This is a genomic window from Pseudomonas sp. XWY-1 (genome assembly GCF_002953115.1).
In the GTDB taxonomy this organism is placed as follows: Bacteria; Pseudomonadota; Gammaproteobacteria; order Pseudomonadales; family Pseudomonadaceae; genus Aquipseudomonas; species Aquipseudomonas alloputida.
Window position 1 is genome coordinate 5,721,880 of sequence record NZ_CP026332.1, and the last position, 16,075, is coordinate 5,737,954.

A 16,075-nucleotide genomic window follows, 5' to 3' on the forward strand; every position below is an offset into this window, starting at 1 on the left:
ACACTTTTAGACCCATCGCAGGACGCCCGAAATGCCCACCGCATACGCATACATACGTTATTCATCCAAGGCCCAAGGTGAAGCCGGTAAGGACTCGGTAGATCGTCAGATGGCGTCGATTCAGGCCATTACGAAGCATCATGACGTTGAGCTACTGCCAGAAAATATCTTTTCAGATACGGGCGTATCGGCTCATGATGGAAGCAACAAAAAGAAAGGAAAACTCAAAGACCTAATTGATATGATAAATGACGTTCATATCAAACCGGGTGATTACATTTTTGTTGAGAGCATCGACCGTTTAAGTCGTCAGAGGTTGCTACAAGCGAAAGAGCTTGTGAATAGCATTCTTGAAAAAGGTGTCATTCTTATCACTACCATTGATGGTCAGCGATATGAAAAACCTAACGAGACGAATCGAATTGATGATCTTCAACAAGATATTCTATTGAGCGTCATTGCAAAACGTGCTCATGAAGAAAGCAAAACAAAATCAGTTCGTCGAAAATCTGCATGGAATAGAGCAAAAAAATTAGCAGATGATGAAAAAGCTATATTTAATGGTCACAACCCACCATATGGCATTTCATACAACAAAGAAGAAAACCGCTTTGATATTGTTGAAGAAGAAGCTCAAGAAATTAGAGATATTTTCGAAAGCCTGAAATATGTTGGCGTATCTTTGACCATTCGCAAAATTAATGCTTACGCTAAAAGAAAATGGACCAACAAGAACATCCACCTGCTCTTTCAAACAAAATATGTTCTTGGCTCTTATATGGCTCAACGCAGGGACGAAAATAAAAACAAGGTTTTCGAGCGTTTTATTGAAGGTTACTACCCGCAAATTGTTTCATACGAGCTATTCAATGAAGCTCTTGAAGCGATGAAATTACGAGCACATAGAAAACATTATGGTAATCAAACGGTCGGCAGTTTGAACATCTTTCGACATTCTATAAAATGTGATTGCTGCAATGCTTCAATGCTGTTTGAAAAACAAACGAACCCAAAAGGTGTTTGCTATGGATATTTCCATTGCTTCACCAGAAAAGAGTTAAAGACGAATTGCAACCAGCCACGATTTCGTTTTGATTTAGCGTATGGTCTATTTTTAGAATTGGTCTATCAGGCAACGACAAAAGAAGATTTTGACGTTCACCCTTGGCAAATCTTGGAACTTGAAGAAGAGAAACAAGACCGCGAACACTACATTAAAAATGGAGTTCGCTATTCATTCGCAACTCAACATGATGTTGAGATCGAAGAAAAGATCGAAAGCTTCCGTGAGTTGCTAATCAGCTTGTTATCGAATAAAAAACGTCAAGCATCAGATAACAAGAAGCTTGTTGAACTTCGAAATGTATTGCTTGAACAGAAAAGCTACAAAGATAATCTATTGAAGTCATTTGCAGGTTTTACAAATGGTGTTATCCCGCAAGAATTTTTAGCAGTAGTCAGCAGCACAGAATTAAAAATCAATGATATTGAAGGTGAGCTTTCAAAGCTTCAAGCAGAAATAAACACCCGCAAGACATCAATCAACATATATTCCGAAAACGACATTATTGAGCTTTACAATACAGAAGAAGGCAGATTAAAAATAAATCAGTTCTTCATCACAAATGATATTGTGTTCAAATTCAATTTTGAAAAAGAAACCAGAACACTATATTGCAAGATTCACTATCAGGGAATCATGATTGATAAAATTGCCAAGCAGTTCACCCTTCATAATCCATTGAGTGAATTTGGCATCAAAAATCTAAACGAATACTTCAACTGACAACTATTTATTTCCAGATTCCCAAGCCACCTTTTTAGGTGGCTTTCTTATGCTTACTATTCATTCTTGCTTTCATATTTTCAGTTATCCATATTGTGGCAATCTTGAAATACTTGAAAGCATTAAAATATATGTTAACTTATTAATATGGAAGTCTAACAACATGCGAGCAATAACAATGGATTTCCACTTCGTGGATTTCCATTGTTGCTCGATTTTCTGCACTTCGTTTAGAAAATGAAAAAGCAGTAAGACTGCCACAATTAAGATAACAATTTATGAGGTTAACATGAGTGAATTATTTCCACCTAAACAAAACAAACCAGTAAACAGAAGTAAGCAATCAACCGTTACAATTAGAACCACACCAGAAACCAAGAAAGCTTTCGAAGAATTAAAACTAAAGACCGGACTAAATTACGACCAGTTGATTGAGAAGATTATTGCAGATGGTTTCGGCTTGATTATCGAAATCAATAGTAAATCCCTAAAAGAGACTTACGAGAATTTTGAGAAGAAAATAGCAGAGCCGTACAACAATCTTAATCAAATAGCCAAACATCTCAATTCCAGTGAGGATGTTCCAGATAGCCTCTGGAAATCGATTGAGTCAATAGACAAAATATTCAACATGTTAAATGGATACCTTCGTGACCAAAAGAGATATGTGAAGATAGAAAAGAAAAACAACGACAAGGAGTAACATGATAAGAAAAAAAGCCAGCAGTCAGAAAACCAAAAAAGGAATTAAGAAAACAGCCAACTACATTCTTAAAGATAAAGGCTGCTGTCTTTATGAAGCCAGCTTCATTCACAACCCGAAAACCATAAAAGGTGATTTGGCAGAAAGGTTATCTAAAGAAATTGATGATGATGTGAACTATCACAACAAAAATAGAACAATAGGCTCAACCCAACAAGTAAGAACTTATCACGACGTTGTGAGCTTTCACACGAATGATGATATGAACCCACAGAAAGCATTACAGATTGCAAAAGAACTTTATGAGAAAACTCATAATCTCAGCAATCGCAAATATTTAATGGCCGTTCATAATGATACAGATGAAATGCACGTCCACATCATCTGGTCTGTTCGAGATAATAATGGAAAAACCTACAAGCAAAAAGATGACTATCGCATCATAGAAATTGAATGCGATAAGTTAGAAGATAAACACAAATTGATTAAACCACAAAATCGAAAAGCTACATCTCCGAAGAAAAACGACCTTGAAAAGCTTCCTTCCACAAATGAAAGAATGCTTGATGTTCGTGGAATTACTTCTAATAAGAAACAAATGAAAGACGTTTTAAAGTCTTTTCTTGATAACGCAAAAAGCCCATCAGATTTCATAAATCAAATATCACAGAATGGCTTTAATATCATTCATAATGGGAAATCAGCCTTTTCAATTCAACATGATGACCAGACATTCAAAGCATCAGAGCTAAACCTTTCCTACAAAACATTGAAAGCAAAACTTGGAGAAGATTTAGAATTTGAAAAGACTCTTGCTTTGAGACATGGGAAAAAAGAATATGAGCAATGCGGCATATCTTCAAATGATGACAAGCCAGAATTCATGAAAAGAATTCACCCGCAATCAACACTTGCCAAGCATTTCACCTGCACGCCTTTTAATGACAAGGTTGAGTATTTCTATAATTCAGCAAAAGACAAGAAAGCTTTTGAATATCATAAAGACCCTGCAAAGGTTCTCTTTAATGACATATCAAGAAAATCAGCAAAAGCTGGCTTGCAACGTCTTGTAGCTGACACAAAAGCACCATCAACCCTAACTGTATTTGGTGCAAAAGAGTTCAGACGTAATGCTTGGATTGAGGCTCAACTAATGGGTTTGGAAGCCAAAGGTATCAAGCTGGAAGGTTACACACCAACCCCAGCAGATTTGGAATTAGTGAAGAAAACCCAAGAACAATATGCTTCCATGAACAAGAAGCCAGAACCTAAACCAGAAGCTCCTACCGTGGCCGTAGAGCCACCTAAAGCAGTTGCTCCTATGGATTTCACACCACCAGCACCAACACCGCTTGAATCGGCTCCTGCGAAGCCAGAAAAAGAAGATCCTCACGAACCTATCAAGCAAAAGCAGGTTGAACAAGAGGACGTTTGGCAAAACAACGACCATGAATTTGAGATGGATTATGCTGAACCAATCTATTCAAATAATGACCATGAGTTTGAAAGCGAAAAACCGCATGAATCACATGACGACTTGATTGATTCACTCCAAGATGAATTCAGCAACGAACCATTAAAAGTGATAAATCCAGAAGATAATAATCTACCAACGCATGAAAATTATGAAGATTTACAGCCAGAACCAGCAACTCAAAAAGTTGAAGGCGACTATTCTACTTATGAGCTTGATGAGTTATGTGATGAAATAGAGGATATTATCAATAGTCTTGATAGACGTTGCTTTATTGGGAATAGTAGCAATGACATTGATGGGCATAGATATTGGGATAGCACACACAAGGACTATGTTAATCAGAAACCAGCCAATGAGCGAAAGCAGTATCATTTAAGACAAGACCTATACGAGGTATTTGATGAGATTGAACATAGAGATTCATCGCTCGCCCATGAAATCAATAATGAATTCAAAAAGTCAATGAAATATAAATCCGCTTTCAAGCCAGATATTCAATACGATAGGAAATAAAGAAGCCCATCAGGGCTTTTTATTATTCACAACTACCATAGTAAGAATAGCCGTATGTTCTTGGAACTGTATATTTAGCTCCCAATACACTCAAATTATTACCTAATTGACCTGTATATGTTGAGTTTCCTGTACAGGTAGCACCTTTGTTCGCAGGTACATTTAACGTCAGCACGCAACTTTGTTTTGCTCCAAAAGGAGGTAAAACAATAGTTTTATACTCATAACCTAACATGTGAACATCAGAGTATTGTGACTGTAAAAAGATATTTGCTTCGCTCGCAAAAGCATCACATTGAGCATCAAGCTCCATGCTTTCAATTGGTGTAGTCACTTCACCATCATTATCATCATTACCAGAGCCACTACCAGCATTAGTATTTTCTCCGACAAATTTTAATGACCCATTTTCTAAACCACCGCCATTGGATATTTCAAGCGGCATTTTAACCATAAATTCAGCATTCGCGTTAAATGCTGTTGTCATCGCTATTGCTGCTACTAAATATTTAATCTCATTCATGCTTTCCTCATTACTTATTTGTTCTCTTGTATTTTTTTATTTCAACATCAAGACAAAGCTTTGCTTCAAAACCATTCGCTTTATAATTTCTCACATATTGCTCAATGCAAGCGTTTAAAAAACTTGCTAATGAGAAGTCATTTTTCTTTGTAATTTCTAATACTTCATTAATCAGTTCTTGCTCTGCTTTTAATAGATAAACCTTTACATTCCTTTTCATTAATCACCATTATTATTGTATATACAATTATTAGACCATGTATTTTCGATATGTCAACAAAGGTATATACTTTATTTTTAGCAGCCGTAAAAAAACCAGCTATTGCTGGCCTTAATGAAACTGCGTTTTCAAACACTCATCTAAATCTTCATATTTAAGTTTACTTTGGTCTACTATCGCTTTAAATCGTTCATCTTCCGTATCAAAGAACAAGTCGCATTCGCTCCCACTTGGTAAGTTGTTGATTGTTTCATACATATCCACATAACCAAGTCTCTTTATAAATTTTAGAACTTTTTTCTTTCCGCTTGCTACTCTTATCAATTGCATAATTTATCCCCTTGTTATTTTAACAATATAACATGGTATAATTATAATTCAATAGATAAGTATATATTTATTTACACTGCACTTAACCCCAATGCTTCCGCATTGACTATCTTGCACCTGCTTTTTATGTCAATAACCTCATCTGTTTCAACATCATATATATACTTACCTACAAGGCTTCGCCCATAAATACTTCCGAACAAGTTATTTTTCATAATTTCTATTTGGGTAAACATTCTCTTGATCTTCAACTTTCCGTTGACGAACATTGAAAATCCAACAAAATCGTTGTTTTCAACGAATGAAAACGCCTTATCAATATTCTCATTTCTTCCTTTAAGGAAGGACTTTCGCTTTAATTCTCTCCACAAAGATAGCGTATTTTTAACTCCAAACATTGCATATCTGCGAACAGACCACAATGCTTGCACGGCTCTAACTCTCTTATGATTTGAGATGTTGAGAGCATCAATGTTTAATACACCATCTTTAAGCTTAAAATCCATGTCAAATGACTTGGTTAAGTATTTCATCACATAAGATGTTGCTTTGCTTTTTTTGGTATCTATTTCTTCAATTCTCACTGCATTTTCAGAGTGCTTAAAGTGCTTGTTAATCAAACTCACTAAACTCTCATAATGCTCTTTTTTTACATACATTAAGGCATGCTTGTGAAAGCATTGGTCCTTATGAGGCTCGACAGCCCAAAAGCCAGATAGCTCAACTTGATGTCTATGAATATCCTTCCTAAAAGCATTCCATAAGCCTTTAAGATAATCATTGCTTTCTTTTGGAGTAGAGCCATCCCAAGAACTTACACCTTTTGATGGCTTAGGGTGAAATCTCGCAGGTGCGGTAAAAGTAATAAACAACGGCTTATAGTTACGTTTTTGAGCGTACAAGTCCAATGATGTTACTTGAACAAAAAGCTCTGCAAACCTTTGATTTTCAGTGCTTGCAACCTTTGATAGTGGGACTTTCTTATTATTTTCATAAACAATGAAGTTTTTCATTATATATTCAATTTGCTTGGCTTCATCCATTGCTCTATTTTTTACTACTTCATCACTACAAATCTCATAATTGCTGCCGGAGCCAATCAAGCCAATTTCAAGCTTATGCATCTCGCTTCTTTGCTTTTGTATTCTTTTTATTTGGAGTTTAAGCCTTCTCTTATCAATAATGTTAAGTGTCTTGTCTTTTATATTTGAACCCTTAATATCCTTGATTTTTATGCCGTATCCTATATTCCATGAGGGGTCAACGAATGAGAAGACGCTACCTTTAAAATCCTCATCAAATTTTGAGTTTCTATTTTTTGTCGCAACTACATCTTGGATTGTTTCAAACACAAAACTAATATTGTTAACTACTTCGTCAGCATCTGCATTAAGTGTATATTTGTTTTGTATTTTCCAGCATTTGTATTCTGATGAGCGAGCGACCCAGTTGAGATTTCTTTTTAAGTGAGCAATTTCTTTAGCTATTCGGCTGCCCTTCCTTTTTAAAGAATTCTTTTTCTTATTCTCAAGTGAATCCATTGAACGCATCTTCTTTTCAATGGCTTGTTCATAAAAATATTGATTTTCACACTCCTTAAAAAATAGGTCGATATGTGATTTTTCGTTTCTTATTGAGTATGGAATAAATAGCATGGAGTAAAATATGGTTTCATACCTATACAATTACCATACAATAATTCTTTGTCAATTAAAGTATATACTTAATTTCTATGGTGTATTTTTCAAAAAAGCAAAACAGGTAAGTTTTCCCTTGAAATCAGGTTGCGACACTTATTTAAGAGTTATCCAAGGGGAATTACAAAGAAATATATAAAAGCATTAAAATCAAAAGCATCTGGTGGCTTCGCCTTTAAAAGAGCATGAAGCATAAAGGCGTTTTTTGTCCAAAACTTTTGAGCTATTTTTTGATGTTTTTGAGATAGGTGAAAAAATGGCAACTCACAAAAAGGCCGTTTTTAGAGGGGGTAATATTTTTCCTTTACTATAGTTCACAAGAAAAATAATCGGCTGTTTTTGACCTATTTCCGTGAATGCACCAAAAAAGTGCATACTATTTTTTATATGTTTTTATCTCATTTTTTTGATATTTCAATTTTCGAGACATTCGTTTTATGGCTTAAATTCAATGAAAATTCTTGTCAATAGCAAAACGAAAATATTTTTAAGGTCGAACAATAATGGTTATTTAGGGTTGACCCTTAATCTGGTGTTTTATACAAAAATTTATATCTGCTCATTTTTTATAATTGAACAAGTTCAACCATAAAAAACGACCCAGATGAATTAACTATCTTTATTTCTATCGAAACATAGACCGTAGATGACACTCCAATACATGGCAAACGCAAAAATTACGCCGCCAGTGCTGGAACGCTCATACGCCAACGCTATGAAAACCATTGGTAACAACGCGAACAAACCGTTGAAGACAATAAAAAGAATCAAGTAACCAAGACCATCATCTTTGTACTTCATTAGGCCTTGAAAAAATAGCATCGGTAGAAACGGAATAGGTGTAATGGATAATATGAAACCGCCAACGGCATACATGACCATTACACCAGCTTCAGTAAATATACTTTCAAAGCTCATACTTTGTCGGATACAGCCGATTTTTTCGATAGTTTTTTATATGCGAATGCCAAAAGCCATGCGACCGCAGCAAACATGAAAATAAAAATAAATGGAACCATGCGTTTCACTTGACTTGCATCATATGTCCCATTCATGGACGCATTAACTGCCAGAACAACATTTATAACAATTACAACAAGCGAACCAAGCGTTAAAAAACGAAGCGTTTTCATAAGTATAATCCTTAATAAATCAGCACAATACAAAAGTCTTTGGCACCCGACAATCGCTGGCTCAGCTTCAATGCATTTATATTCACTCCAGATTGTTTTTTTGTTCAGAAGGCGAACTAAAATATGCCGTAAGCCCGGAGACTAGAATGATTGGCCCTAAAACATAAGTCACTTGAACGCCAATATATGAGACAGTACACCATATTAAAATATAGAGTGCTAACGCCCCTAGGCATATGACTAACGATTTCTCATAAATCCATTTCCGCAAAGCAGATCTCCTTTTTGATGAGAAAAGATAGCATTTTGCCTTGCTCCAGCATAGCTGCTGATGGGGTAGCTACGTGTTTATGGACTTGAAAGTGCTTACAAGCGTAATGTGTGATATTTACCCCTACCATTGGAGTCAGGTGAAATCGTGATTGCCCGTGCCCGCGACAAAGTGCGTTTCCCCGCGCGCTTCCAGCTGGTGGCGGCGATGAACCCCTGCCCTTGCGGCTACCTGGGCGACCCCACTGGCCGCTGCCGCTGCAGCACCGAGCAGATCGCGCGCTATCGCAACAAGCTGTCCGGGCCACTGCTGGACCGCATCGACCTGCACCTGACCGTGGCTCGCGAGAGCACTACATTGAACAACCAGCCTTGCGGTGAAACCAGTGCCGATGTCGCCGTCAGGGTGGCTGAAGCGCGGGAGCTGCAGCACAGGCGACAAGGGTGTGCGAATGCATTTCTCGACCTTGAAGGTTTAAGGCACCACTGTGGGTTGGTAGCGGCGGATCAGGTCTGGCTGGAAGGGGCCTGCGAGCGGCTGACCTTGTCGCTACGGGCGGCGCACCGGTTGTTGAAGGTGGCGCGGACACTGGCGGACCTGGAGGGATGCGAGACGATTGGCCGGGCGCACCTGGCCGAGGCCCTGCAGTACCGACCGGGGAGCAGTTAGATTGCCAGGGTTGTGATGCCCCCCTGTTAGGAGCGGGTTCACCCGCGAAGAGGCCGGCACAGCCATACCTCACTGACCGCCAGCCAAAGCCTCTTCAACCACCTTCAGCAGCACCTCTTCAGAAAACGGCTTGCCCAGGCAGGCCAGTGCCCCAAGGCCCATCGCTGCCCGTACCGAGCCATCGTCCCAATGTGCCGACATGCAGATCACCGGCAAGCGCCACCCCCGCTGTGCCAGCTCACGCTGTACCTCCAGCCCGCTCATTCCCGGCATCTTCAGGTCCAGCAACACACAACCCGCCTCGCCCGCCAGTGGCGAAGCCAGGAATGCGTGCCCGGCGGAAAACGACAAGGTCTCGAACCCCGCCGAGCGCAGCAGGTTGGCCAGGCTTTTGCGCACCGAGGCATCGTCGTCGACGATGCACACCCCTCTGCTCATGCGCCGCCCAGGCTCGCAGACCGCGCTCCGAGGAGGTTGTGCATGGCCGCAAGCTCCAGCAGCGAGCGGGACTGCATCTTGTTCATGATGTTCTTCTTGTGCACCTTGGTCGTCACCTCGCTGGTGCCGATCTGCCTGGCGATCTGCTTGTGCGACAAGCCGCCTACCACCAGCGAGAAGACCTGGCGCTCACGCTGAGTCAGGCGCTGGTACTTTTCCTCGACCTGCCGCGCCTGCAGCCACTTGCGGCCTTCGGCCACGGCCCGGGCGCGCACTGTCTGCAACAGGGTCAGCAACTGGTCTTCATCGAACGGCTTGGTCAGAAACTCCACCGCCCCGGCGCGCATGGCCTGGACGGTCATCGGGATGGTGCCGAAACCAGTCATGAACACGATCGGCCAGGGCAGCGCCAGCCGGCACAGTGCATCCTGTACCTCCAGGCCACTTGTGCCAGGCAAGTGCATGTCCAGCAGCAGGCAGGCACAGGGGGTTTCCAGGCGGGCCTCGAACAGCGCCTCGGCACTGGCAAACAAGTGGTGCGGGATGTCCTGCGAGCGCAACAGCCGGCCCAACGCGGTGCGCACCGACGAGTCGTCATCCACCACCAACACCGGCACATTCACGCGCTCATCGAGCGGCTCGACAGTCTCGACCAGGCTGCGCAGCAACGACCTGCCCAATGCCTCACCAGGCTCCTCGAGGCTGATCTGCGCGGCCAGGCGATAGCCCCGGCGCGGCACGGTCTGGATCAGGCCACGGTCGCCAAAGGCCTTGCGCAGCAAGGACACCTGAACCTGCAAGTTATTGTCCTCGACCACCGTGCCGGACCACACCTGGCTGAACAACTCGTCCTTGCCGACCACGCGGCCCTTGGCCCTGATCAGCGTGGCCAGCACGTCGAAAGCACGCCCACCCAACAGGATCGGCTTGCCATCGACAAAGACTTCGCGCCGCTCCAGCGACACCTGGGCATTGCCTATTCGGATCATGGCTTCCTCGCGCGGGCACGGGCGTTTTCGCTGCCCTGGGCAGCCTAGGCCAGCGTTGGCGTTCAGACAATTATCCCGAGGGATAGGTTGGCCCAAGGACTATACAAAAGCCCGCCTGCCCCAAGGGGACGATAACGGACAACAGCGTGCCCGTTCCTGCCAAGCAGGCTGTAACCCGCATCCATGCTGGGCCCGCTGCGTATACTCGCGCCTCAGGATGTCGCTAGCGGGGGTGCTTTATGCTCGATGAACGCCTTGCCCACAGGCCCATCGATTACGACCAGTCAATCGACGAGGGCTGGCTGAAGCGGTGCGAGATCAGCGCGCTGGGCCAGGAAGGTGAACTCAGCTATTTCCGCCTGCGCGACCCAGCCACAAATCAGGCCTGGATCGCCGTGCGCGCGCCGCTCGAGGCTCCTTCCGCCTGTCAGCGCCTGGAACGTGACTACCGCCTGCAACTGGACCCGCAGTGGGCGGTGATCCCCTCGGCGTTCGTGCGCTCGGCCGAAGGCCCGTTGCTGGTGTACCCGGCCGGGCGCTCAGTCGCCGACCTGATCGCTGAAGGCCCTGCGGCGCTGGAGCCGTTTCTCGACATCGCGGTGAACGCTGCCCATGCGTTGGCGCAAGCGCACGAACGCAATGTGCTGCACGGTACATTGCAGCCTGAACATGTGTACCTGCGCGCCCACCAGCGGGTGCGCCTGGGCTTCTTTCGTGCCGACCCAGCAGAGCGGATCAGCGAACAGGGCACCCCGCTCGGCAACTGGGCCTACCTGGCGCCGGAGCAGGTTTGCCCGCACGGTAGCAGCAGCGACCGACGCAGTGACATCTATGCCCTGGGGGCAATCCTCTACCAGTTGTTGGTAGGCGAGCTGCCGCTGGCCGGGCGCGACACTCAGCACTGGCGACAGCTGCATGCTGGTGTGCAGCCGCGGGCGGCCAGCGAAGTGGACAGCAAGGTGCCGCCCCCCCTCAGCCTGGTCCTGGCAAAGGCCTTGGCCAAAGAGCCGGACGCCCGCTACCAGAGCGCGCGCGCCCTTGCAGTGGACTTGGCTCACTGCCAGCGGCAGTGGGCCGCCCACAAATCCATGGCGCCCTTCACCCCAGGCTGCGCCGACCCGGTAGCGCCCGGCCACGCGCGCCTGTTTGGCCGCGGCGCCGAGCAAAAGGCTATCACCCTGCTGCTCAAGGCCTTGCATCGCGATAGCAAACCACAAGCCCTGGTCATCAACGGCGCTGCTGGCATGGGCAAATCGAGCCTGGTCGAAGCCGCTCTCAAGGCCAACGCCGAAGGTTACTGGGCCGTCGGCAAATGCAACAGCCACACCCAAGCAGTGCCCTACACGCCCTGGATCGAAATACTCGGTGCCCTGACTACCCAGTTGCTGGCCAAGAACAGTCAGGACCTCGTCACCCTGCGCCGCGAAATCCAGCGCCGCATCAAAAGTCATGGTCGTCTGCTCGGCAAACTGGCCCCGGACCTGCAACTGATTCTCGGCCCCCTGCCCCAATTACCCGCCAAGCCCACGCGCCTTGCGTTGCAGAAGGAACTGCACGCGATCATTGAATTCCTGCAGGTTTTCAGCCGGCCTGGCCAACCGCTGGTGCTGTTCTTCGACGACCTGCAATGGGCCGACGACGCCACTCGGCACCTGTTGGCCCAACTGCTGGCTGAAGCGCCGGCCAACCTGCTGCTGATTTTTACCCGGTGCAACGATACGCCCACCACCAGCGCAACGCTGGCCATACCCGCAGCGGTGCGCAGCACCACGCTGAACCTGCGGCCGCTGGCCGTTGGGGCGGTGGCCGAGCTGATTGGCGAGCGCTTCCATGTTGCCCCCGAGGCCGCATTTCAACTGGCCGAACGGGTGCATGGCAAGACGGCGGGCAACCCGTTTTTCATCAACCAGATCCTCAGGGCCATGGTCGAAGACCAGCTGTTCATCTTCGACACCCAGGCCATGCGCTGGTCTTGGTGCCTGCAGGCCGTGGCCCGGCACTGCTACTCCGACAATGTCGCCGACCTGATGGTCCACCGCCTGGAGCGCCTGCCGGCACCGCAACGCGACCTGTTGCGGGTCGTCAGCGCAGCGGGCAGCCACTGCGATGAACACCTGCTTCGGCAAGTGCTCGCCCAACCGCCAGGCGAACCCCTGAAAGCCTTGATTGGCGCTGGCTTCCTGCAACCGGGCCAGAACGGCTTGGGCTTCACTCATGACCGGGTGATGGAGGCCGCTTATGCACTCACGCCCGTGCACCAGCGCGCCTCGCTGCATGCACGTATCGCCCTGGCCATGCGCCAGGCTTGGCCAGGGCGAACGCACGAGGTGTTGTTCGAGCTCGCCAGCCAGCTACAACGCGCCACCCCATGCGGGTTTGCAGCGGATGACTGCGAAGCGTTCCTGCAGCTTTTACGCGAAGCCGCATCATGCGCACGCGACGCGGGCACCTTCGAGCAGGCCGCTGGTTACCTGCACACCGCCGAGCAGTTGCTGCAGCACAGCGCCACGCTGGAAAGCCGCGCCACGCATGGCTTTGCCATCGCCTGCATGGCGACGGAGTGCGACATGCAACTGTCACGCACGATCGCGGCCGAGGCCCGTCTCACTGAATGCCGCCAGCGTGCCCGCTCGGTGTTGGACCAGGCGCGGGCGTGCCGGCTGCAGGCACTGCTGTACACCTCGCGCGGTGACTATCAGGCGGCTATCGACAGCGCCCTGGCCGGCCTGGACTTGCTGGGTATCAGCCCGGTGCGGGGCCTCGACTGGCAACAGGTCGAGGCCAGTCATGCCCATGTGCAGGCGTTGATCGAACAGAAGGACCGGCATTGCCTGGAGTCACTGCCGCGCACCGATTCGGAGGAAGTGACGGTTGCCATCAGCCTGCTGGCCACTCTGTCATCATCCTTCTTCGTGAAGGACGACATCTGCTTCCTGCACCTGGCCAAGCTCATGGAGATGTCGCTACTGCACGGCGTTGCCCCTGGCAGCACCTACGGCATGGCCTGGTACGGCGTGATGATTGCCGAGCGTTTTGGCGCTTACCATGATGGCCATGCCTGTTGCCTGGCCGCGCTCAAGCTGATCGAACGGCACGGTTTCGACGCTGATCTGACCAGCGCGCTGCTGGCCCTGGACCAGGTCAGCGCCTGGACCTCGCCCATGGAATTCGCCCGACGTACCGCGCTGGACGCGGTCGACTCGGCGCGCCTGAGCGGTGACCTGGCAATGAGCTGCTATGCCTGCAACCATCTGGTTTCAGATTCGCTGTTCATGGGCCGCTACCTGCCGGACGTGGTCGAGGAAGTGACGCAAGGCCTGGCCACTGTGCGTCGCCACGGCTACGGCGATATCGAGCAGATCCTGCTGGCCCAGCAAGCGTTCGTCGCCAACCTGAGCGGCATGCCCTGCCCCGCCCCGGCCACCGCCTCGAGGTCGCCCACCACGCGGTTCTTCCAACACCTGTTCGCCGCCATGTGCGCCTTCTACATGGGCAATATCCCGAAGGCCATGCGCGACCTGGCATTGGCCGGCGACAACACCTGGGCCGCACCGGCGCACATCAACCTGGCCGACTATCACCTGTTCCGCGGCCTGGCCCTGGGCAGCCCCGAGGCCCACGGCAGCCTTGCCGACAAGCTGCGCGAGCTGCAGGCCCTGCGCGAGCGCTTCAGCCGCTGGGCCGGCTTCAACCCGGCCACCTTCCGCAGCAAGCAGTTGCTGATCGAGGGCGTCATCGCCAAGCTCGAAGGCGACGGCCTGGCCGCGATCCGCTGCTTCGACCAGGCGCAAATCGCCGCCACCGCTGCCGGCTTCATCCACGAGCAGGCGCTGGCCCATGAACAGCTGGCCGAGGTGTGCATCCCCAGCGGCCTGATCTCGGGCGCCAACCTGCACCTGCGCATTGCCCGCGACTGCTTCCACATCTGGGGCGCGACCGGCAAGGTGCACCAGCTGGAGACGTTGCATCCGTTTTTGCGTACCCAGCCGATTCAGGAGACCTATCGCGCCACCCACCAGGCCAGGCTGGACCTCGAAGCCGGCATCGAAGCCGCGCGGGCGCTGTCTGAGGAAGTGCTGCTCGAAGGCCTGATCGAAACCCTGATGGGCCATCTGACCCAGCACTCCGGTGCCGACCATGGCGCGCTGCTGATTGTAAGCGGCGCCGAGTTCCAGATGGCCGCCCTGGCCTATATCGACGATGCCGGGCTGCACGTGAGCATGGACAACTGCCAGAAGTTCATGACCCAGGCACCGTTGTCGGTCATCAACACCACCATGCGCACCCGCAAACCGCTGGTGCTCAACGATGCCCTCAGTGAGTGCCCGGAGGCCTTCCGCCAACAGCTGCAGGCGCGCAACGCCCGCTCGGTGCTGTGCCTGCCGCTGGTGATCCAGGGCGTGCTGATCGGCCTGGTGTACCTGGAAAACCGCCTCGTGCCCAACCTGTTCGGCAGTCAGCGCCTGGCCATGCTGGAAATCCTCGCCTCGCAGGCAGCGGTGTCGCTACAAACGGCCAAGTTCTACACGCGCCTGGCCGAGGAAAACCAGATCCGCACCCAGATGGAGGCTGAGTTGCGCCGCTCGCGTGCGGAACTGGCGCGCAGTGCGCACTTGCAGGCGATGAATGAGCTGTCAGCGTCCATCGCCCACGAAATCAGCCAGCCGCTCCTGGGCATCGCCTCCAATGCCGCGGCCAGCCTGCGCTGGCTGAAACGCGCCAAACCCGACCTGGAAGAAGCGATTGCCGGCCTGGAAGACATCCGCAACGACAGCGAACGGGCCGGCAACATCGTGCGGGCGCTGCGGTCCCTGGCCAAGCAGTCACCGATGCAACTCAAGGCGGTGAAGCTGGACGAATTGATCCGCGAGGTGGTGCGCCTGACCTCGGCCGACGCCGCCAAGGGCAAGGTGGATGTGCAGACACGGTTGAAGGCCGGGGTGTGCGTGACAGCCGACCCGGTGCAGTTGCAGCAGCTGGTGTTCAACCTGATTACCAATGCCCTGGAAGCGTTGGCGGGATATCGCTGTGACGGGGTGCTGAAGATTACGTCGGCGGTAGTCGAGGACGAGGTGGAGATCTGCGTGGACGACAACGGGCCGGGGATCGCGGCGGACGAGCGTGAGCGCGTATTCGATGCGTTTCATACCACCAAGACCGGTGGCATGGGGATGGGCTTGGCGATCTGCAGTTCGGTCGCTCAGGCCCACGGCGGGCAGCTGCAGGCGCTGGTGTCGCAGTTGGGTGGATGCCGGATTCGTTTCAGTCTGCCTGTGAGTCACGCATAGCCTGTGCCGGCCTCTTCGCGGGTAAACCCGCTCCTACG

Annotated in this window: 12 protein-coding genes and 1 pseudogene; 5 read left to right on the forward strand and 8 right to left on the reverse strand. The window is 49.0% G+C overall.

Going from position 1 to position 16,075, the window contains the following annotated elements:
- The first annotated feature begins 31 nt into the window (after positions 1 to 31).
- From PRJ_RS26755 to PRJ_RS26765, 3 genes are all read left to right on the forward strand, one after another.
- Positions 32 to 1,786 (forward strand): recombinase family protein, encoded by a 1,755-nt coding sequence (locus PRJ_RS26755; protein ID WP_104962798.1) that lies wholly within the window; start codon positions 32 to 34, stop codon positions 1,784 to 1,786.
- A 289-nt stretch (positions 1,787 to 2,075) separates the two neighbouring features.
- Positions 2,076 to 2,489: a plasmid mobilization relaxosome protein MobC gene (mobC, locus tag PRJ_RS26760; RefSeq protein WP_104962799.1), complete on the forward strand. Its 414-nt coding sequence runs from the start codon at positions 2,076 to 2,078 to the stop codon at positions 2,487 to 2,489.
- A 1-nt stretch (position 2,490) separates the two neighbouring features.
- Entirely contained in the window at positions 2,491 to 4,479 is a 1,989-nt protein-coding gene (locus PRJ_RS26765; protein ID WP_104962800.1) for a relaxase/mobilization nuclease domain-containing protein, read from the forward strand.
- A 22-nt stretch (positions 4,480 to 4,501) separates the two neighbouring features.
- On the opposite strand, the gene PRJ_RS29900 is transcribed toward PRJ_RS26765, so the two are convergent.
- The 6 genes from PRJ_RS29900 to PRJ_RS29915 form a co-directional block, all read right to left on the reverse strand.
- Entirely contained in the window at positions 4,502 to 5,002 is a 501-nt protein-coding gene (locus tag PRJ_RS29900) for a hypothetical protein (RefSeq protein WP_158682577.1), read from the reverse strand.
- A gap of 10 nt (positions 5,003 to 5,012) precedes the next feature.
- Positions 5,013 to 5,222: a hypothetical protein gene (locus tag PRJ_RS29905; RefSeq protein ID WP_158682578.1), complete on the reverse strand. Its 210-nt coding sequence runs from the start codon at positions 5,220 to 5,222 to the stop codon at positions 5,013 to 5,015.
- A 111-nt stretch (positions 5,223 to 5,333) separates the two neighbouring features.
- Positions 5,334 to 5,552, reverse strand: a complete 219-nt coding sequence (locus PRJ_RS29910) for a hypothetical protein (protein WP_158682579.1) — start codon at positions 5,550 to 5,552, stop codon at positions 5,334 to 5,336.
- A gap of 71 nt (positions 5,553 to 5,623) precedes the next feature.
- Positions 5,624 to 7,093 (reverse strand): replication endonuclease, encoded by a 1,470-nt coding sequence (locus PRJ_RS26770; RefSeq protein WP_158682580.1) that lies wholly within the window; start codon positions 7,091 to 7,093, stop codon positions 5,624 to 5,626.
- Positions 7,094 to 7,858: 765 nt separating this feature from the next.
- Positions 7,859 to 8,167 (reverse strand): hypothetical protein, encoded by a 309-nt coding sequence (locus tag PRJ_RS26775; RefSeq protein WP_158682581.1) that lies wholly within the window; start codon positions 8,165 to 8,167, stop codon positions 7,859 to 7,861.
- Positions 8,164 to 8,382: a hypothetical protein gene (locus PRJ_RS29915; RefSeq protein ID WP_158682582.1), complete on the reverse strand. Its 219-nt coding sequence runs from the start codon at positions 8,380 to 8,382 to the stop codon at positions 8,164 to 8,166. Before PRJ_RS29915 ends, PRJ_RS26775 begins: the two co-directional genes overlap by 4 nt.
- A 397-nt stretch (positions 8,383 to 8,779) precedes the next feature.
- Between PRJ_RS29915 and PRJ_RS26780 the strand changes: the two are divergent.
- A pseudogene (locus PRJ_RS26780) lies at positions 8,780 to 9,322 on the forward strand (ATP-binding protein); the annotation flags it as partial.
- A 69-nt stretch (positions 9,323 to 9,391) separates the two neighbouring features.
- Here PRJ_RS26780 and PRJ_RS26785 read toward each other — a convergent pair.
- On the reverse strand, positions 9,392 to 9,760 hold the full coding sequence (locus tag PRJ_RS26785; protein WP_010955756.1) for a response regulator transcription factor: 369 nt from the start codon (positions 9,758 to 9,760) through the stop codon (positions 9,392 to 9,394).
- A complete protein-coding gene (locus PRJ_RS26790; protein WP_104962804.1) occupies positions 9,757 to 10,749 on the reverse strand; it encodes a response regulator in 993 nt (330 codons plus the stop codon). The genes PRJ_RS26785 and PRJ_RS26790 overlap by 4 nt, the downstream gene beginning before the upstream one ends.
- 239 nt (positions 10,750 to 10,988) lie before the next feature.
- Here PRJ_RS26790 and PRJ_RS26795 point away from each other — a divergent pair, with 239 nt between their 5' ends.
- Complete coding sequence (locus PRJ_RS26795) at positions 10,989 to 16,037, forward strand: ATP-binding sensor histidine kinase (protein ID WP_104962805.1); 5,049 nt, start codon at positions 10,989 to 10,991, stop codon at positions 16,035 to 16,037.
- The last annotated feature ends 38 nt before the right edge of the window (positions 16,038 to 16,075 follow it).

What these genes read in the sequence shown, in the direction of transcription:
- PRJ_RS26755 (WP_104962798.1), top strand. Translation starts at nt 32, where the DNA reads ATGCCCACCGCATACGCATACATACGTTATTCATCCAAGGCCCAAGGT.
- mobC (WP_104962799.1), top strand. Translation starts at nt 2,076, where the DNA reads ATGAGTGAATTATTTCCACCTAAACAAAACAAACCAGTAAACAGAAGT.
- PRJ_RS26765 (WP_104962800.1), top strand. Translation starts at nt 2,491, where the DNA reads ATGATAAGAAAAAAAGCCAGCAGTCAGAAAACCAAAAAAGGAATTAAG.
- PRJ_RS29900 (WP_158682577.1), bottom strand. Translation starts at nt 5,002, where the DNA reads ATGAATGAGATTAAATATTTAGTAGCAGCAATAGCGATGACAACAGCA.
- PRJ_RS29905 (WP_158682578.1), bottom strand. Translation starts at nt 5,222, where the DNA reads ATGAAAAGGAATGTAAAGGTTTATCTATTAAAAGCAGAGCAAGAACTG.
- PRJ_RS29910 (WP_158682579.1), bottom strand. Translation starts at nt 5,552, where the DNA reads ATGCAATTGATAAGAGTAGCAAGCGGAAAGAAAAAAGTTCTAAAATTT.
- PRJ_RS26770 (WP_158682580.1), bottom strand. Translation starts at nt 7,093, where the DNA reads ATGGATTCACTTGAGAATAAGAAAAAGAATTCTTTAAAAAGGAAGGGC.
- PRJ_RS26775 (WP_158682581.1), bottom strand. Translation starts at nt 8,167, where the DNA reads ATGAGCTTTGAAAGTATATTTACTGAAGCTGGTGTAATGGTCATGTAT.
- PRJ_RS29915 (WP_158682582.1), bottom strand. Translation starts at nt 8,382, where the DNA reads ATGAAAACGCTTCGTTTTTTAACGCTTGGTTCGCTTGTTGTAATTGTT.
- PRJ_RS26785 (WP_010955756.1), bottom strand. Translation starts at nt 9,760, where the DNA reads ATGAGCAGAGGGGTGTGCATCGTCGACGACGATGCCTCGGTGCGCAAA.
- PRJ_RS26790 (WP_104962804.1), bottom strand. Translation starts at nt 10,749, where the DNA reads ATGATCCGAATAGGCAATGCCCAGGTGTCGCTGGAGCGGCGCGAAGTC.
- PRJ_RS26795 (WP_104962805.1), top strand. Translation starts at nt 10,989, where the DNA reads ATGCTCGATGAACGCCTTGCCCACAGGCCCATCGATTACGACCAGTCA.